Below are 16,754 nucleotides of genomic sequence, written 5' to 3' on the forward strand. Positions count from 1 at the left end.
GCTCCGTGACCACCCATCGCTATGCCATTTTCGACGTTTTCACCGACCAGGCCCTGGCCGGCAATCCGCTGGCCGTTGTTTTCGGTGCCGATGATCTCGACGACGTCGCCATGCAGGCCATCGCCGGCGAGTTCAACCTGTCCGAGACGGTCTTCATCTCCGAGCCGCGCGGACGCGATGCCGATTACGGCCTGCGCATCTTCACACCGCGCGAGGAATTGCCGTTTGCCGGACACCCGACCATCGGAGCCACAATCGCCCTGACGCTCGCCAGCGGGGCCTCAGAGGGCCAGCGCAAGCGCTTTGTACTCGAGGAGACGGTCGGCGATATCACCGCCGATGGACGGGTCAATGGACCGCGCCATGGCTCGGCGCGCTTCTTCGCCCCGAAACTGCCCGAGCAGGTTGGCGAATTGCCGGAGTTTGACGGCATTGCTGCGGCGCTGGGTCTTCAGCCCGGTGATTTGCTGGACACGCCGGTGCGCGGCGGTATCTGGTCGGCCGGCGTGCCCTTTGCCATCGTGCCGGTGCGGGATCCTGCTCGACTGGCCGCGATCAATCTGGACCTGTCGACCTTCGAGCAGGTGTTTGGCGGCGCGGAGCCGGTCTGCGCCCTGGTGGTTTCAAAAGCGACCCTGACCGAGCACACGACCGACTGGCGGGCGCGCATGTTCGGTCCGCATCTTGGCATTGTCGAGGACCCGGCCACGGGCGGTGCCGCGGCGGCCTTTGCCGGCCTGATCAGCGAGCAGGGCGGTCTCGGCGAGGGCGAGCATGGCGTCGACATCTATCAGGGCGTCGAGATGGGGCGGCCCAGCCTGATCCGCCTGCGCCTCAAGCATGAAGGCGGCAAGCTGACCGATCTCATGCTGGGTGGGGATGCGGTGAAGATCGCCGAGGGCGAGCTGTTCACGGGCGATATCCGCTGAGTGGAGCGGTGCGCGACCGCGTGCATGCTTGAGCGGCGGCTTGTCACTTATGTGCGGGCTGGCTAGAGATCGGAGACGCGTGGGGGCGGCGATGATTCCAGTTGCTTTTGAGATGGAGAGCGAGGCGGTCGAGACCGAACTTGAGGCCCGTGTCGGCCCCGTCGGCAAATGGACCCAGGCCCGCGACGCCCAGCTCAAGGAGCTTTCAGACCTCGGCCTCCGTCCGGACATGACCCTGGTCGATCTGGGATGCGGTCCCTTGCGGGCGGGTCTCCAGTTGATCAACTATCTCGATGAGGGACGCTATGTCGGTATTGATATTGATGCGGGCTCGATCGAGGCAGGCAAGGCGTTGGTGCGACGCTTTGGCCTGGAGGGCAAACAGGCCCGCCTGATCCATAGCGAAACATTCGGCCGGGTCGAGCTGAACCGGTTCGGGTTCGCGGACCGGATCTGGTGCTATCAGGTGATGATACACATGCCTCGAGACGTCGCGCTGGACTGTATTTCGCAGATTGGCCGCATGCTCAAACCCGGTGGCAAGGCTTGGGTGACGGCGAGGGTCCAGGAAGAGGGTGATGATTTCGCTGTCACGGGAAAGTGGCGTGGTTTCCCCATTTCAGAAGCCGGGCCGAGCTTTTTCGAGACCGCAGCAGAGGCGGCCGGCATGCGCTATGACACGCTGCCATTCGGCGATCCCCGCAGCTTCAACAATAGCGGTCGGGTCGCCTGGAAAACACTGATTGAGTTCACCAAGCTCTAGACCGCCGCGGATCGCGATCCGCTAGCGCAGCGATCGCGCGGTGAAGACATCATCGCTGGTCGCCCGGGGCAGAATGACCCTGAGGAAATGGGTGGTGTAGCGCTTGAGGAAGCGCTTGCCCCTGGTCTCGTCGCCCGGGTCGAGTGCCCGCAGACGGATCAGCGCGCTGTGTTCCTTGCCATCCATGTCGAAATAGCCGACGCGCTTGCCCGGCGAGGCGGCCGTGATGCCGGCGGCCAGCGAGGCCTCATAGCTCGGCGGGATGCGGTCACGCAGAAAATTGGCCAGCAGTTCGCGGCGGTCGACATGCAGGGAGAGCCGGTTCTTGTGGCAGGAATTCACATGTCGGTCCTGGATCAGGGAGAGCTGGGCGTCGATCTCGATTCGGGTGACGCTATTGCCAGCCTTGAACTGGGTCTCACGGGTTTTCTTGGGGGCGGTCAGCCAGATCGAGAAGTCATCGACTGGCAGGCCGGTATCATCCACGGCTTCGACCACAATCTGGTAGAACTCGCGGAAGCGACTGCCATCGGCCCCGGCGCGACCGAGAATACGGTCGCGCAAGGCGTCAGCCTCAACGCCATCCTGGGCGAGCTGGCGGGTCTCCTGGCAGATCGCCGTCCAGTCGTCGATCACGGCGCGATACCCGTCCGCTCCCTTCACGTCGAGGGCCTGCAGGATGAGCTTTTCGAGCCGTTCCGAGACGGTCTTGTCCTTTGATGCGCTTTCCTTGGGCGCCGGTTTGAGAATGCTCAGATGGCTGCGATCCGGGATGACGGCGAAGGGTGTTTCATCCGGTCCGCGCCGGGTCCAGGCGCGGAAATCCGGCTTCAGGATGGAGCCTTTGGAGAAATCGACCGTGACGCCACGCGGATCGATATTGGCGGTCGCGACCCGCACCGTCCCGTCCCAGGCCTTCTCGCCAAGAATACCGGTTCCGAAGATCGGGTCAGCGCCGACGATGACATAGGGGCGGGTGCCGCTTTCGGAGAAGGGGCTTTCTGTGTGCCCGTCCTCGCTCAGCCGGTCGCGGAGGGCGAGGTCTTCCTGAAATTGCGAGGCCAGCTCCAGTGAGTTGAGGAAATGCGTGCCGGTCTGGAATCCATTGGTGAAGCCCTTGGTCAGTCGCCCCAGTGTCGAGCGCCCGATCGTGGCCAGTGGCGAGCCGAAATTGGCCGGTGCCAGCATCAGGAAATTGGCGACCGGCGCACCACCGCGGGGGAAATATTCCGCCATCCACCAGCGGGCGACAAGTGCTCCGGTCGAGTGAACGACGACATGGAAGCGGGCGGGCAGTCGCCCATCACCCTGCATTTCGGCGATGACGGCGTTCAGGCGTCGGCCGGAATCCGCTATGCGGACATCATCATCCATCGACGGATAGCCGCCGAGGAAGACGTCCGAGGTTTCATATCCCTTTGCGGCGAGGAGTTCGCCAACTCCGGCCATGGACTTGTCGCTGGCGCTCCAGCCATGAATCAAGAGGACGTGTTCTGACATTGCAACCTCCGGGGATTTTTCCGGAGGGTACCACTTGGCGCCGTGTCTTGTCAGCTGGACTCGTATTCATCCTCGGCGTCATCCCACCAGGGGTGCCAGGGTGGCAGGTCTTCCGACACTGTCATCGGGAAATCCGGCGCGCGTTTTTCCAGGAAGGACATCACGCCTTCCTTGGCATCGGCGCCCATGCCGGCATGCAGGATGCCCTGGGTCTCGACCCGGTGCGCTTCCATCGGATGGGCCGCGCCCTGCATCCGCCAGGCCATGCGCCGCATCATGGCGACCGAGACCGGGGCACAGCGCTCGGCAATCATCCGCGCCCGGTCGCGGGCCTCGCTCATCAGGTCTTCCGCCGGAAGGGCGCGCGCGACCAGACCGGATTCGAACGCTTCGGCGGCGCTGAAGGTGCGCCCGGTCAGGCCCCAGTCCATGGCTGTCGAGATGCCCACAACCCGTGGCAGGAACCAGCTCGCACAGCCATCCCAGACAATGCCACGCTTGGCGAAGGGATAGGCGAATTTGGCGTCCATCGAGGCCAGCCGGATATCCATCGGCAGGATCATGGTGGCGCCAATGCCCACCGCGGCGCCATTGATCGCGCCAATGACCGGCTTCAGCGTGTTCCAGATACGCAGATTGAGCAGACCGCCCCGATCGCGCCATTTCGGATCGCTCGCATCGAATGTCCCGTCATGCTGGGTCTGGGCAACCATGTTGAAGGTCTCGGTGCCGGTGGAGAGGTCGGCACCGGCGCAGAATGCAGGCTTGCTACCGGTGATGATGATAGCGCGGACCCTGTCATCGGCATCGGCCTCATCCAGCGCCGCGATCATCTCGTCACCCATCTCATAGGTGAAGGCGTTGAGCCGGTGTGGCCGGTTCATCGTCAGGGTCGCGATCTGCTCGTCGACATCGTACTGGATCGTGGAATAGGCCAACCGAGCCCCCTCATGCTTGTGGCGTTTGCCGCATGATGGGGTGGTGGTCCGGGCTTGTCATCCCTGCTGGTCGCCGGGCGCCGGGAAACCCGTCCGGTTCCCGCAAGCGGATTACTCGCCGACCTGGAAGAGCTTGCCGCGCTCGGTGATGATCACGATGAGCAGGGCGGTGGCGGCCATCAGGGCCTGGCTGATCACGAGCGGGGTGGCCGTGCCGTCATAGAGCTGACCGACATACGCCCCGATCGCGGCGCCGATGACCCCCGTGGTGAATCCGTAGACGGCAGAGGCGGTGCCTGCGACATGGCCGACCGGTTCCAGCGCAAGGGCCGAGAAATTGGCTGCGATCAGGCCGAGGAAGGCCATGGCCGCCGACAGCAGGATCAGGAAGAGCACGAAATTGTCGACCCCGCTGGCAAGGATGACAGCGTGGACGGCAGAGATCAGCGTGAAGGCGATCAGCGCACCGTGGGAGAGGCGGCGCTGGCCGAGCCGCATCACCAGCTTGGAATTGACATAGCTCGACACTCCGATCCCGCCGGCAATGGCAGCAAAGGCGAAGGGGAAGGCCGTGTCGGAGAGGCCGAAATGCCCGACGAAGATCTGCTGTGACGAGCCCAGAAAACCGTACAGCCCGCCGAAGAAGGGGGCGCCGGCGAGTGTATAGCCGACCATGAGGCGATGCCGGAATGTCTCCTTGAACGCCGCCAGAAGCGGCTTCACGCGCAAGGCGACCCGGAATTCCGGGTGCAGGGTTTCCGGCAGGCGCACTTGCAGCCACACCATCAAGCCGGCCCCGAACACGACCAGGAAGCCGAAAATCCAGCGCCAGGGTGCGATCATGAGAATGGCCTGGCCGAGCATGGGCGCGAGGACGGGAACGGCCATGAAGGCCGTCATTACCATCGACATCACCTCCGCCATGCGGCGACCCGATGTCAGGTCCCGTGCGATCGCTGTGACGATGACCCGGCAGGCCGCCGCGGCGGCGCCCTGGAAAAAGCGGGCGACGAGCAGAAGCTCGAATGTCGGGGTCAGCGTGCAGATCAGGCTGGTCAGGATGAAGAAGGCGAGGGCGCCCTGGATGACCAGCTTGCGTCCGAAGCGGTCGGACAGCGGCCCATAGATGAGCTGGGCGGCCCCGAAGCCGATCAGATAGACGCCAATCACGAATTGCTGGTCATTCTCGGCCAGGACACCAAGATCACCGGCGATGTCATCCAGCGCCGGCAGCATCATGTCGATCGCCAGCGCGACCACGGCCGTCATCGCGACCAGAAGCGCGACGAGTTCCGTAAGCGACATCGGCAAGGCGTCGCCGGCGGCCTTTTTGGGCTGGGTCATGACAGGCTCCCGGGGAGCGGCATGGGACCATACCGCTTGGGTGAAATGCGACTTCAGCGCGTAAAGTGCAAGTCTTGCGGGTGCATGACAGCTCAGGCGTTTGCGTATGGGTCGTAGAAAAGATGGGCCTGGAAGCTGGCGGCGATACGATGAGCGCGCTCCAGGAAGGCGGCCTTTGCCGCCGGCGTGGCACCGATGTCATCCAGTGTCTGTTCGAACAAGCCCAGCCAGCGCTCGAAATGTGCCGGAGAAATCTGCGGCTTCAGCTTCACATGCGCCGGCATCGGTCGGCCGGCATAGCCGCCATCGTGAAAGACAAGCGCCGACCAGAAGGACTTCATCGTTTCCAGATGCGGCCCCCAATCACCCGGTATCGCCCGGGCGAAGACCGGTCCGAGCAGATCGTCGCTGCGAACATGACCGTAGAAGCTCTCCACCAGATCCGAGATCTGTTCGCGCGTGATCCCCATCTCGGCCGCTTCCTTGCGGGCCGCCAGACGGGCTTCGGTCACGCGGACAGGGATGGGTGAGGACATGGGGCTACCCTGACTGTCGCCTACCGCGTCTAGACGTTGAAGCGGAAGTGCAGGACGTCGCCGTCCTTGACGATGTAGTCCTTGCCCTCGGCGCGCATCTTGCCGGCCTCTTTGGCCGGGGCTTCGCCGCCGCAGGTGACATAGTCGTCATAGGCGATGGTCTCGGCGCGGATGAAACCCTTCTCGAAATCACCATGGATGACGCCGGCAGCCTGCGGGGCGGTCCAGCCTTCGCGGATCGTCCAGGCGCGGGCTTCCTTGGGGCCGGCGGTGAAGTAGGTTTGCAGGCCCAGCAGCGAGTAGCCGGTATGGATGAGACGATCGAGGCCGGGTTCTTCCAGGCCGATCGCTTCCATGTATTCGTCGCGCTCCTCATTCTCCAGCAGCGCCAGCTCACTCTCGATCTTGGCCGAAATGACCACAGCCTGGGCGCCTTCCTCGGCGGCCCGCTTGAGAACGATCTCGGAATAGGCATTGCCCGTACCCGCGCTTTCCTCATCGACATTGGCGATGAAGAGGACCGGCTTGGTGGTCAGGAGCTGCAGGCCGCGCCAGGCCTTGCGGTCATCCTTGGCAATCTCGGCAAAGCGCGCGGGGCGACCCTCATTGAGCTGTGCCAGCGCCACATCGATCAGGCCGAGACCAGCCTTGGCCTCCTTGTCGCCTGACTTGGCCCGCTTTTCGAGCCCTGCCTTGCGTTTCTCCAGGCTCTCCAGATCGGCCAGCATCAGCTCGGTCTCGACGGTTTCGAGATCGGCGAGCGGGTCGATCTTGTTGTTCACATGGGTGATGTCATCATCATCGAAACAGCGCAGCACATAGGCGATGGCGTCGGTCTCGCGGATATTCGCGAGGAATTGATTGCCCAGGCCTTCGCCCTTGGACGCGCCTTCGACCAGGCCGGCAATGTCGACGAAATTCATCCGTGCCGGCAGGACTTCCTTCGAGCCGGCGATCTCGGCCAGCTTGGCCAGGCGCGGTTCGGGCACGGCGACATCACCGACATTCGGCTCGATCGTGCAGAAGGGATAATTCGCCGCCTGCGCCGCTGCCGTCTGGGTCAGGGCGTTGAACAGGGTGGACTTGCCGACGTTCGGAAGCCCGACAATGCCGCATTTGAATCCCATGATGGATATCCCTCGTGTGGTCTGGCGCGCGTTATAGGGAGGATGGCGCGCAAGGTCGACTGTGGAGTCAGTGGCAGGTCTTTTTGCCCCCGCTTGCGGGGAGGTGGGCCAACGCGCACGCGTCGGGTCGAAGGGGCCGACCAAAGTGAGGATTTTCAGACGTGGCGCTCTGGCGCCCACCGTTCCATAAATCCCTTGTCGGGAGTGCGCCGTATCCGGTTCTTGCGGTCAAGNNCTTGACCGCAAGAACCGGATACGGCCTGCTGGCCGACAAGCGATCTATGGTTCATTGCGAGCCGGGGCTCGCCGTTCCGATAAGGTCTCTTCTGGGGGCACGATGCTAACCTGCACAATGGTCCACTTTAAAACCTTGATGTACTCAAGCGATCGGGGACTGGCATTGCGGCAGGTCGTAGAATCCGGTTCGGCTCGCCGCGTTCCAAGCCGCGCGCCCAGATTTGTCCAGAATCTTGTGTTGGTCGATGGCGCAGGCAGCGTGATCAGGACCATCGAGGTTCCACCGATCACACGTGCCAACTCTTACCTGGTTGACCTGCACGAAGATGGGGACAGGGTCTATGTGACCGACTTCCGAGGTTATCGCTATACCTTCGATATTGAGACCGAGGTGGTTTCGCCCCTCGACCACATCGAGAAATATTGAGCCCTCAATCCTCGCCGTCCGAACCCCGCTTCACCACCTCAGGCGCTGGCGCCTTGTGCGTCACCCGTGTCTGAAACGCGTCATAGTCACCCGCTGCCAGCAGATCGAGACTGTCGGCGATGGCGTCGAGCAGGTCGATCAGCCAGTCTTCCTCGGCCTTGCCAAAGTCGGACAGGACATAGCCGGTGACCCGGTTCCGGTCGCCGGGATGGCCAATGCCGATTCGGCCGCGGCGGAAGTCCGGGCCGAGCTGGCTGGTGATCGACTTGATGCCATTATTGCCGGCCGCGCCACCGCCCAGTTTCATGCGGAATTTGCCCGGCGCCAGATCGAGCTCGTCATGAAAGACGACGATATTCTCCGGCTTCACCTTGTAGAAGGCGGCTGCGGCACCGACCGAATTGCCGGCATTGTTGTAGAAGGTTTGCGGCTTGAGCAGGAGGAGCTTGTTCGAACCGATGGTGAGCTCGGTGGCAAGGCCCTGGAAGCGTTTGCGCCAGGGACCGGCGCTCCAGGCGTGGGCGATGATATCCATCGCCATGAAGCCGACATTGTGCCGGTTGCGCAGATATTTGGGCTCGTAATTGCCGAGGCCGGCCAGGATCATCATCGCGCGGTCTCCCCATAGGACCGGCAACAGGTGCCGGATACGAAATCAGCGAAGCCATGGTGTGGCCTCGCTGATCTCAATTCCAGTGCTGAAAAGCGAAGGAGCTTACTCCTCGTCGCCTTTCTGCTTGATGGCTTCCGGTTCGGCCGGTGCTTCATCGGTCTCGTCTTCGGCATCCGTCAGGACAGCGCGCGAACCTTGCAGCGTCGCGATGGTGAAGTCGCGGTCCAGAATGGTCGGCTTGACGCCCTTCGGCAGGTTGACCGCCGAGATGTGCAGCGAGTCGCCAATGTCCAGGCCGGTGAGGTCGGCTTCGACCGATTCCGGAATGGAGCCAGCCGGGCAGAGCAGCTCGACATCGTGACGGACGATGTTGAGCACGCCGCCGCGCTTCAGGGCCGGGCAGGCGTCTTCATTGACGAAGTTCACGGTCACATTGACCTTGATCTTGGTGTCTTCATCGACGCGATACAGGTCGATGTGCATCGCCTTGTCGGACACCGGGTGGAACTGGATGTCCCGGGCGATGACCGTCTGGCGCTTACCGTTGTGATCGATCTCGATCATGTTGGACAGGAAGTGACCGCCCAGCAGGGCCTTGCGGATTTCATTGCCGCGCAGGGTCACCGAAACCGGCTCAAGCTTGCCGCCATAAACGATGCCCGGAACGAGGTCTTCCCGACGGGCAGCGCGAGCCGCGCCCTTGCCGGTGCCTTCACGAACGTCAACGGTGAGAACGATGTTGGAGCTCATCGGTCCAGATCCTTAAATGCAAACGCCGCCTCCAGCAGATTGAGTGCGGGCGGCGATCTATCCAGGCGTCATGCCTACAGTGTTATTTCGAGCGGCGGGCTATAGCCGATAGAAACGCCCCACGCAACAGCGCTGCACGGGAACTAGCAGCGAATTCATGCCCGCCATCAGTTGCGGTGTCAGTCGAACAGCTTCGACACCGACTCGTCATTCGCAATGCGGCGGATGGCTTCGCCGAGCAAAGGCGCGACGGAGAGGCGGCGGACTTTCGGCGTTTCGGTCGACCCCGGCGGCGGGACGATCGAATCGGTCACCACGAGCTCGCGCAATTTCGACTTGGCGACGCGGCCCTGGGCGTCATTCGACAGCACGCCATGGGTGACATAGGCAGAGACTTCCACCGCGCCCTTTTCCAGCAGGGCGTCGGCGGCATTCACCAGCGTGCCGCCACTGTCGCACATGTCGTCGAACAGGATGCAGCGCCGGCCTTCGACGTCACCGATGATATTCATCACTTCGGCAACGCCGGCCTTCGGGCGCCGCTTGTCGACGATGGCGATCTCGGCATCGAGCAGCTTCGCGAGGGCGCGGGCCCGCACGACACCGCCGACATCCGGCGAGACAATCAGCAGATTATCGGTCTGGTAATTGCGGCGGATATCATCCTCCATCACCTTCGTGGCGAAGAGATTATCCGTCGGGATGTCGAAAAAGCCCTGGATCTGGCCGGCATGGAGATCGACCGTCAGCACGCGATCAGCGCCGGCCTTGGCGATCAGATTGGCGACCAGCTTGGCCGAGATCGGGGTCCGGCCACCAGTCTTCCGGTCCTGTCGGGCATAGCCGAAATAGGGGATGACGGCGGTGATCCGGCGGGCACTGGCGCGGACCAGCGCGTCAATGCAGATCAGCAATTCCATCAGGTGGTCATTGGCCGGGTAGGAGGTCGATTGCAGGATGAAGACATCCTCGCCGCGCACGTTCTCGTCGATCCGCACGAAGATCTCGCCATCGGCGAATCGTTCGATCTCGGTGGCGGTCAAGGGCGCGTCGAGATAGTCGGCGATGGACCGGGACAGGTCCGGATTGGCAGTGCCCGACATCAGCTTCATCGTTTCGACCCCCGAGTCTTTAGAAACCGCGGGCTGCTTAACAGAGGCGCGCCGGGGAATGAAGCTGAAATGATCAGCCTGCGGAGAATCCCGGCGGAAGTGGCAGATCCGCACTGTCCAGGCAGACCAGTTTGAACAACTCGCCCATCTGCTCATTGTCGGTTAAGCGCCAGATTTGTCGGGCGATTTCCGCGCGCTTGCCGGGTTGGGACTGGCTCAGCGCGGCGGCGCGGGCTTCCAGCCCAAGACCCAGCAGCCAGTCTCCCTGGCATTCCGGACCATAGGCCTTCAGACCGGCGTCCCGGCCTGCCTGCAAAAGGGATTCGAAGTCGACACGGGCGGTCAGGTCCGCCGTGCCGGGGGCCTCGAGTGGCGGTTGTTTCTTATGAGCGCGAATGGCCTGCAGCGTGTCACCCATCTCGCTCTGTGCCGGTCCATAGTCGATGAAGAGGGCACGGCCGGGCTGTTCGGAAAAGCGTGCGGCCAACAGGTCGACGACCTGGCGGTCACCGGGGCGCAGCTCGACCAGGGCGCCGTCTTCAGCCTCGTGCAGGCGGGCCGGAATCAGGGCTTCGTCCTCGCCCAGGGGCGGGCCGAGCACAAAGACGAAGGCACCATCATCGTCCGGATTGAGCCCGACGAGGCGCTCATGCCAGACGCCCTCATGACGCAGCGCCTGGCGTACAGGCAGACAGTCGAGAAATTCATTGCCGAGGATGATGGAGGGACCAGGCGCAACCGCTTCGAGCCGGTCGACCCAGCGGATCTGTGCCCCGGAGGGACCCAGCGTCTGCGCCTGGACGGCCTTGAGGGCGGCGCTGGCCTCGATCAGCACGACTTCGGTCGCGTCCAGGAAACCCGGCACGGTACGCGCGGCGCGCAGGGCGTCGGCCATCATCGTTCCCCGACCCGGGCCCATCTCGATCAGTTTGAGCGTGTCCGGTCGGCCCATGTCGAGCCAGGTCTGGGCCGCGACCAGGCCGAGCAGCTCCCCGAACATCTGGCTGATCTCCGGTGCCGTGATGAAGTCCGCGCCGGCGCCGATCGGGTCCTTGGTGGCATAGAAGCCGTGCCGCGGATCAAACAGGGCCTCGGTCATGAAAGCGGCTATCGAGAGCGGACCGCCCGACCGGATGCGGTCACGTAGCGTGTCGGCGATCATGGTTTGGACGGGGTCGGGCTCTTGAGGGCGCGATGGATCAGCCAGGCACCGGCGATGATCATCGGGATGGAGAGGATCATGCCCATGGTGATGTAGCCGCGCAGCGCTTCCGGCATGTAGAGGTCCGGCTCGCGCACCTGCTCCAGCGAGGTCCGGAACAGACCGTAGAAAAGCAGGAAGAGGCCGGCATTCAGGCCCGGCTTCTCCAGCGAGCGGAATTTCCAGGTCGCGATATTGATGATGGCAAAGAGAAGCACGCCTTCCAGCGCCGCTTCATACAGCTGGCTGGGATGGCGCAGGGCGCATTGCGGGTCATTGGCGAAGCGCATGGCCCAAGGCACGTCAGTGGGACGGCCCCAGAGCTCGCCATTGATGAAATTGGCCAGGCGGCCGAAGAGCAGGCCGAGCGGCGTGACCACAGCGGCGGCATCGCCAATCCGCAGCAGGTCCAGCTTCTGGCCGCGGGCAAACCACCACAGCGCCAGCGAGACGCCGATCAATCCACCATGGAAGGACATGCCGCCATCGGTAATGCCCAGGACAATGTCCAGCGGCCGCTCCCAGATCATGTCCGGCATGTAGAACAGCACAAAGCCCAGCCGTCCGCCGGCAATCACTCCCAGCGTCGCCCAGATCAAGAGATCATCGACCTGCGGCTCCGAGAAGGGCGCCTTGGGCTTCTTCTTGCCCGGTGCATGCCAAATGGCGGGGCGCCGGGCGAGGGCGACCATATAGCGCCAGCCCAGCATCAGGCCGGCGATATAGGCCAGCGCATACCAGCGCAGGGCGAACCAGATGGCCTCCTGGCTGCCGAAGGCGAATCCGTCGGGTCCGATCGAGAACAGGACGGGATCGATCAGGTCAAAGCTTGGCGGGCAATATTGCATGGTGTACTCGGCTCGTGGCTCGGCGAGGTGCAGCTTTGACGGAACGGCGCGTTGCGCTTTTCGGGCCAGAGCCGCATATAGGCGATGTCGAACACTCTAATGGCTTTCTTTGATGCAAACGCGCAACCCGCTTCTGAATGATTTTGCTGATCTCATGACCGACGCCTTCGGTGCGGCGCAGGCGATGGGCGAAGAGGCGCGCTCGGTTTTCCGGGCCCGCGCCGATCGCATGGTCGCCGAGATGGACCTGGTCACGCGCGAGGAATTCGACGCTGTGAAAGCGGCCCTGGATGCCTCCCAGGAGGAGGTCTCCGCCCTGACCAAACGCCTCGAGGCGCTCGAGGCTGCAGCCAAGCCGAAGCCGGCGGCCCGCAAGAAAGCAACAACTGCCAAGCCGGCCACCAGCAAGGCCAAAACGACCAAGTCCGCGACGGGCAAGGCCTGACCTTTCCGAACACGCGCCCAGCGCGCTTTTTATTGCGCCTGACGCGGCGCAGACATACCGTCATGGCACGGTGTGAGTCGCCGCGCAGACGATGGAGCCACTTTGATGGACCTGCTGTCAGACGAATTTTCGCCGACTGTGACTGACCCGCTCGACGCGGTCGAGCAGGCGGTGATCGCCGAGCAATACCCCTATGACCGTGACGAAACCGGTGAGATCCATCTCACCGCATCCGGGGCCTGGCGCGACCATCAGATCTGGTTCGCCTGGCGGCCGGAGCTGGAAGCCCTGCATATTTGCGGCAGCCTCGACCTGAAAGTCCCGGCCAATCGCTTCCGCGATGTCTGTGAGCTGGTCGCCCGGCTCAATGAGAAGCTGTGGCTTGGGCATTTCGATATCTGGGCCGAGGATGGCTCGATCGTTTATCGTCACGCTCTGTCCCTGCCCAGTGGCGAAACCGTGTCGCCGTCCCAGGCGGCTGCAATGATCACGGCTGCCCGCGATGCCGGCGAGCGCTTCTATCCTGCCTTCCACTTCCTCGTCTGGGGCGGCAAGGGCGTCGAAGAGGCGGTTGCGGCCGCCATGTTCGAAACTGCTGGTGAGGCCTGACACCGACTATGGCAGACAGCTTTCGGATTGCTTTGATCGGTGGTGGCAATATGGGCGGCGCGCTGGCGGCCGGCTTGTTGCGCACCAAGCGCGGTCCGGTCACCGGGCCGGAATTGCTGGTTATTGATCCGCATCCCGGTGATGCGGTCCAGACCCTCGTCGCCAATGCCGGTCTTACTGTTCTGCCGGAGCTGACCGCCAAGGCCGCTGCGGGTCTGGAACTGGTCATTTTCGCGCTCAAACCCCAGGCTTTCGAGCCGGCTGCGGCTGCCCTTGCCGGTCGTCTTTCGCCGGAAACCGGCGTGATATCACTCATGCCGGGTGTCACCCTCAGCCGCATGGCCACGGCCCTGGGCGACCGACCCCTGATCCGCGCCATGTCCAATACGGCGGCCGCGGTCGGCGCGGCCATGACCGTCTGTATTGCCAATAATGCCGGCGAAGCGCTGGAAAAACCGGTTACCCGCCTCTTCAAAGGGGTGGGCACCGTCGAATGGGTGGCGGATGAGCGCATGATCGGGGCCGTGACCGCGGTCTCCGGGTCGGGCCCCGCCTATGTCTTCCTGCTCGCCGAAGCGCTTGCCGGTGCCGCCTTTGCCGAAGGCCTGCCGCGCGACCTCGCCGACAAGCTGGCCCGCGAAACCATCATCGGTGCCGGCGCCCTGCTGGCCAAGTCCGGCAAGACGCCCCAGGAATTGCGCCGCGCCGTGACCTCACCCGGTGGCACCACACAAGCCGCCGTTGATGTCCTCATGGGCGCCGGGGGCGGCCTGCCGGAACTTGTGCGTCAGGCGGTCGGTGCTGCTGAGCGCCGTTCGCGGCAGATGGGTCAGGATCCGGGCAAGCGGTAGGTTTTTCTGCCGACCTTTGTACGGTCATTTTTCGCCGAGGTTGCTTAACCTGGCGGGTAGATTCGAACGGGCATGCAAAATTTCGATTATTGTGACGAAATCACTGTCGCGAACGAAGACGATGAAATGCTGGCCGCAACGCGAAAAGCACATGTCTTCCGGCATAGCGGAGTCCACGAGCTGGCTGCAATTCTGCTCGAATGCTTGGCCATTGGCGAGCTCCGAGCAGCGAGCGATCAGGTCGTTCATGTATGCAGCAGCTTGGTTTTGACCAAATGTCTCGATTGTCCACCGCGCAATTTCGCGAAGTGATTGCTCCGCCAATGGTGTGAGGCGCCAGTCGCGGCCCAATTCTCAATCCCGGGCAGCGGCAAAAGCCCGGCGAATGACATCCTCTCCCGAACCCGCGGCGAACTCCCCCGCCCGATACTGATCGAGGCCCCGTTGCAATCGGTCGCGAATGTCACTGAGTTCGACTTCTTCTCTTTCCAGCAGCCGCAAACCAGCGCGCAGTGCTTCAGAGGCATTTTGGAAGCGCCCGGTCGCTACGAGGCGATCGACGAGATCTGTTTGCGTGTCTGTCAGGACGACGTTCTTGGTGGCCATTCGAGCATCTCCAGTCACTGGCAATTTAAGCCAATTTTATAGTAGGGGCAATTCTGTGCCCGATAGGGTCATACGTGCTAACAATCGGGTGGACGGGTATAGGCTTGGCGTTCGCACGACATTGGAGTGGTCCGGAAATGATGACCGAAGGTGTTCAGAAGAATTCTGACCGGGAGCTACCCGTTCCCAAAAAATGGCGCCCGATGATTGCCGACATCGTGGGCGCGATTGTACGCAATGATTTCAGTTTTGAAGATTTGAATGTGCGGGTCGAACCGCCGAGTGAAAAGCTCCAAGATTATATCAGGGAATCTATTGGTGACTATGGGTGCACCCTGATCGCTTTGCGCGCGGACGTATGGAAGCACGCGGTCTATATCTGCTTCGAAGACCACTGGCAGGTGATTGTTGACCTATGTTCGGAGGAGGAAGGGGTTAGCGACCTCGCCCTCCATCTCAAAGTGCATGATGATATTGTTCCGAAGTTCGAAATTTCCTCCGTACACGTCCCGTAGTGAAAGTCGTTGGGTCCCGGTCTCCCATCACCCGCTCCATCTAGCGGCTACGCGCCGAGTCACCGCCAAAACACCAAAGCTACTTATTGCGGCAGGCTGATCACCGCCAGCAAACCACCCAGCTCCGATTTCCCCAACTTGATATCCCCGCCATGGCCGCGGGCGACGTCGCGGGCCAGGGCGAGGCCGAGGCCGACGCCCTTGCGGTTCTGGTTGCGGCTTTCATCGAGGCGGTTGAAGGGCTTGAGGGCCTCGTCATACTGGTCTTCCGGGATGCCGGGGCCGTCATCCTCGACCCGGATTTCGATCCGTGAGCCATTGGGCTCAACCGCGACCGCGACCATTTCACCAAAGCTGGTGGCATTGCCGATCAGATTGGCGAGCGCCCGGCGGATGGCGCCGGGGCGCAGTTCGGCATCGAGCTCGCCCTCCGTGTCAAAGCGGATATCGCCGCCATGGCGGCGGGCATCCTCGACCACTTCGCGGGTCAGTCCGATCAGGTCGATGCGCTGGGTTTCCTCGCTACCTTCACCGCGTGCGAAGTCGAGATACTCGTCCAGCATGGCTTCCATCTCGTCGAGATCGCGCCGCGCATCGGCGGTCTCGTCAGTTTGCGGCATCAGCGCCAGTTGCAGCTTGAGTCGGGTCAAGGGCGTGCGCAGGTCATGGCTGACCGCGGCCAGAAGGGCGGTGCGTTGTTCGAGATGGCGTTTCAGGCGGGCCCGCATCTCCAGGAAAGCGTGGGCGGCCTGGCGCACTTCGGTGGCTCCGGCGGGGCGGAAATGGGCGACATCCTGGCCGCGGCCGAATTGCTCGGCCGCATCGGCGAGGCGGCGGATCGGCTTGACCTGATTGCGGATGAAGACAACCGAGACGGCGGTCAAAAGCGTCGTCGCGCCGATGATCCACAGCAAAAAGATATGCCCGGTCGTGGCAAAGACCCGGTCGCGCGGCGTGATGAAGCGCAGGACCCCGCCCTCAACCTCGACGCGGATGTCGACATAACTGGGATAGCGGGTGGTATCGAACCAGACCGGGTTGTCGAGTTGCTGTGACAGGGCCTCGCGCAGGGTGATGTCCAGCGTGCGGAAGAAGGAGGAGCGGCGCGAGGTCGGCAGGGTATCGTCGGGCCGGAAGTCGATGGACAGGCGGGTTGTGCCGAGCGCCGTCTCGATATGGCGCTGGAACGCCGGGGTCTCGCCGCCTTCTTCCTCATAAAGCCGGGTCGCCATGGCGATCTCGCCGGCGACGCCTTCGGACAGGCGGCTGGTCACCGTTTCCCAGTGTTCCTCGAAGAAGGACCAGGCCACCGCGACCTGCATCATCGCCACAGGCAGGACGATGATCAGCAGGGTCCGTCCGAACAGCCCCTTGGGCATGAAGCGCTTGAAGAGGGACACGCC

Annotated in this window: 19 protein-coding genes; 6 read left to right on the top strand and 13 right to left on the bottom strand. The window is 63.0% G+C overall.

Going from position 1 to position 16,754, the window contains the following annotated elements:
* The first annotated feature begins 5 nt into the window (after positions 1 to 5).
* Both JXQ94_RS03055 and JXQ94_RS03060 read left to right on the top strand, forming a co-directional pair.
* On the top strand, positions 6 to 929 hold the full coding sequence (locus JXQ94_RS03055) for a PhzF family phenazine biosynthesis protein (protein ID WP_421922344.1): 924 nt from the start codon (positions 6 to 8) through the stop codon (positions 927 to 929).
* 91 nt (positions 930 to 1,020) lie between these two features.
* Positions 1,021 to 1,692: an SAM-dependent methyltransferase gene (locus JXQ94_RS03060; RefSeq protein WP_421922345.1), complete on the top strand. Its 672-nt coding sequence runs from the start codon at positions 1,021 to 1,023 to the stop codon at positions 1,690 to 1,692.
* Between the two features lie 21 nt (positions 1,693 to 1,713).
* On the opposite strand, the gene JXQ94_RS03065 is transcribed toward JXQ94_RS03060, so the two are convergent.
* The 10 genes from JXQ94_RS03065 to lgt form a co-directional block, all read right to left on the bottom strand.
* A complete protein-coding gene (locus tag JXQ94_RS03065) occupies positions 1,714 to 3,192 on the bottom strand; it encodes an esterase/lipase family protein (RefSeq protein ID WP_421922346.1) in 1,479 nt (492 codons plus the stop codon).
* A gap of 50 nt (positions 3,193 to 3,242) precedes the next feature.
* Positions 3,243 to 4,130 carry an enoyl-CoA hydratase-related protein gene (locus JXQ94_RS03070; RefSeq protein WP_421922347.1) on the bottom strand — a complete coding sequence of 296 codons (888 nt, stop codon included), beginning with the start codon at positions 4,128 to 4,130 and terminating at the stop codon, positions 3,243 to 3,245.
* Between the two features lie 111 nt (positions 4,131 to 4,241).
* The gene (locus JXQ94_RS03075) at positions 4,242 to 5,474 is read right to left on the bottom strand and encodes a multidrug effflux MFS transporter (RefSeq protein ID WP_421922348.1); all 1,233 of its coding nucleotides are present in this window, start codon (positions 5,472 to 5,474) and stop codon (positions 4,242 to 4,244) included.
* A gap of 92 nt (positions 5,475 to 5,566) precedes the next feature.
* The gene (locus JXQ94_RS03080) at positions 5,567 to 6,010 is read right to left on the bottom strand and encodes a group III truncated hemoglobin (RefSeq protein ID WP_421922349.1); all 444 of its coding nucleotides are present in this window, start codon (positions 6,008 to 6,010) and stop codon (positions 5,567 to 5,569) included.
* 29 nt (positions 6,011 to 6,039) lie between these two features.
* Positions 6,040 to 7,137: a redox-regulated ATPase YchF gene (gene ychF / locus JXQ94_RS03085; protein ID WP_421922350.1), complete on the bottom strand. Its 1,098-nt coding sequence runs from the start codon at positions 7,135 to 7,137 to the stop codon at positions 6,040 to 6,042.
* Positions 7,138 to 7,805: 668 nt separating this feature from the next.
* Positions 7,806 to 8,411, bottom strand: coding sequence for an aminoacyl-tRNA hydrolase (pth, locus tag JXQ94_RS03090; RefSeq protein WP_421922351.1), 606 nt, complete (start codon positions 8,409 to 8,411; stop codon positions 7,806 to 7,808).
* A 105-nt stretch (positions 8,412 to 8,516) separates the two neighbouring features.
* Positions 8,517 to 9,164, bottom strand: a complete 648-nt coding sequence (locus JXQ94_RS03095) for a 50S ribosomal protein L25/general stress protein Ctc (RefSeq protein WP_421922352.1) — start codon at positions 9,162 to 9,164, stop codon at positions 8,517 to 8,519.
* A 179-nt stretch (positions 9,165 to 9,343) separates the two neighbouring features.
* Positions 9,344 to 10,276, bottom strand: a complete 933-nt coding sequence (locus JXQ94_RS03100) for a ribose-phosphate pyrophosphokinase (RefSeq protein WP_421922353.1) — start codon at positions 10,274 to 10,276, stop codon at positions 9,344 to 9,346.
* A 73-nt stretch (positions 10,277 to 10,349) separates the two neighbouring features.
* Positions 10,350 to 11,438, bottom strand: coding sequence for a class I SAM-dependent methyltransferase (locus tag JXQ94_RS03105; RefSeq protein WP_421922354.1), 1,089 nt, complete (start codon positions 11,436 to 11,438; stop codon positions 10,350 to 10,352).
* Positions 11,435 to 12,325 carry a prolipoprotein diacylglyceryl transferase gene (gene lgt, locus JXQ94_RS03110; RefSeq protein ID WP_421922355.1) on the bottom strand — a complete coding sequence of 297 codons (891 nt, stop codon included), beginning with the start codon at positions 12,323 to 12,325 and terminating at the stop codon, positions 11,435 to 11,437. The genes JXQ94_RS03105 and lgt overlap by 4 nt, the downstream gene beginning before the upstream one ends.
* Before the next feature lie 112 nt (positions 12,326 to 12,437).
* On the opposite strand from lgt, the gene JXQ94_RS03115 reads away from it, so the two are divergent.
* The 3 genes from JXQ94_RS03115 (at position 12,438) to proC (ending at position 14,230) form a co-directional block, all read left to right on the top strand.
* Entirely contained in the window at positions 12,438 to 12,770 is a 333-nt protein-coding gene (locus tag JXQ94_RS03115; RefSeq protein ID WP_421922356.1) for an accessory factor UbiK family protein, read from the top strand.
* Between the two features lie 105 nt (positions 12,771 to 12,875).
* Entirely contained in the window at positions 12,876 to 13,379 is a 504-nt protein-coding gene (locus JXQ94_RS03120; RefSeq protein WP_421922357.1) for a YbjN domain-containing protein, read from the top strand.
* Between the two features lie 8 nt (positions 13,380 to 13,387).
* Positions 13,388 to 14,230, top strand: coding sequence for a pyrroline-5-carboxylate reductase (gene proC / locus JXQ94_RS03125; protein ID WP_421922358.1), 843 nt, complete (start codon positions 13,388 to 13,390; stop codon positions 14,228 to 14,230).
* A gap of 24 nt (positions 14,231 to 14,254) precedes the next feature.
* On the opposite strand, the gene JXQ94_RS03130 is transcribed toward proC, so the two are convergent.
* Both JXQ94_RS03130 and JXQ94_RS03135 read right to left on the bottom strand, forming a co-directional pair.
* The gene (locus JXQ94_RS03130) at positions 14,255 to 14,581 is read right to left on the bottom strand and encodes a type II toxin-antitoxin system RelE/ParE family toxin (RefSeq protein ID WP_421922359.1); all 327 of its coding nucleotides are present in this window, start codon (positions 14,579 to 14,581) and stop codon (positions 14,255 to 14,257) included.
* Positions 14,582 to 14,584: 3 nt separating this feature from the next.
* Positions 14,585 to 14,836 (bottom strand): type II toxin-antitoxin system ParD family antitoxin, encoded by a 252-nt coding sequence (locus JXQ94_RS03135; protein WP_421922360.1) that lies wholly within the window; start codon positions 14,834 to 14,836, stop codon positions 14,585 to 14,587.
* Positions 14,837 to 14,973: 137 nt separating this feature from the next.
* Between JXQ94_RS03135 and JXQ94_RS03140 the strand changes: the two genes are divergently transcribed.
* Positions 14,974 to 15,351, top strand: a complete 378-nt coding sequence (locus tag JXQ94_RS03140) for a DUF7668 domain-containing protein (RefSeq protein WP_421922361.1) — start codon at positions 14,974 to 14,976, stop codon at positions 15,349 to 15,351.
* 83 nt (positions 15,352 to 15,434) lie between these two features.
* Here JXQ94_RS03140 and JXQ94_RS03145 read toward each other — a convergent pair whose 3' ends face one another.
* Positions 15,435 to 16,751, bottom strand: coding sequence for an ATP-binding protein (locus tag JXQ94_RS03145; protein ID WP_421922362.1), 1,317 nt, complete (start codon positions 16,749 to 16,751; stop codon positions 15,435 to 15,437).
* Positions 16,752 to 16,754: the final 3 nt, after the last annotated feature.

Source organism: Maricaulis maris, assembly GCF_049116555.1.
Taxonomy (GTDB): Bacteria; Pseudomonadota; Alphaproteobacteria; order Caulobacterales; family Maricaulaceae; genus Maricaulis; species Maricaulis maris_C.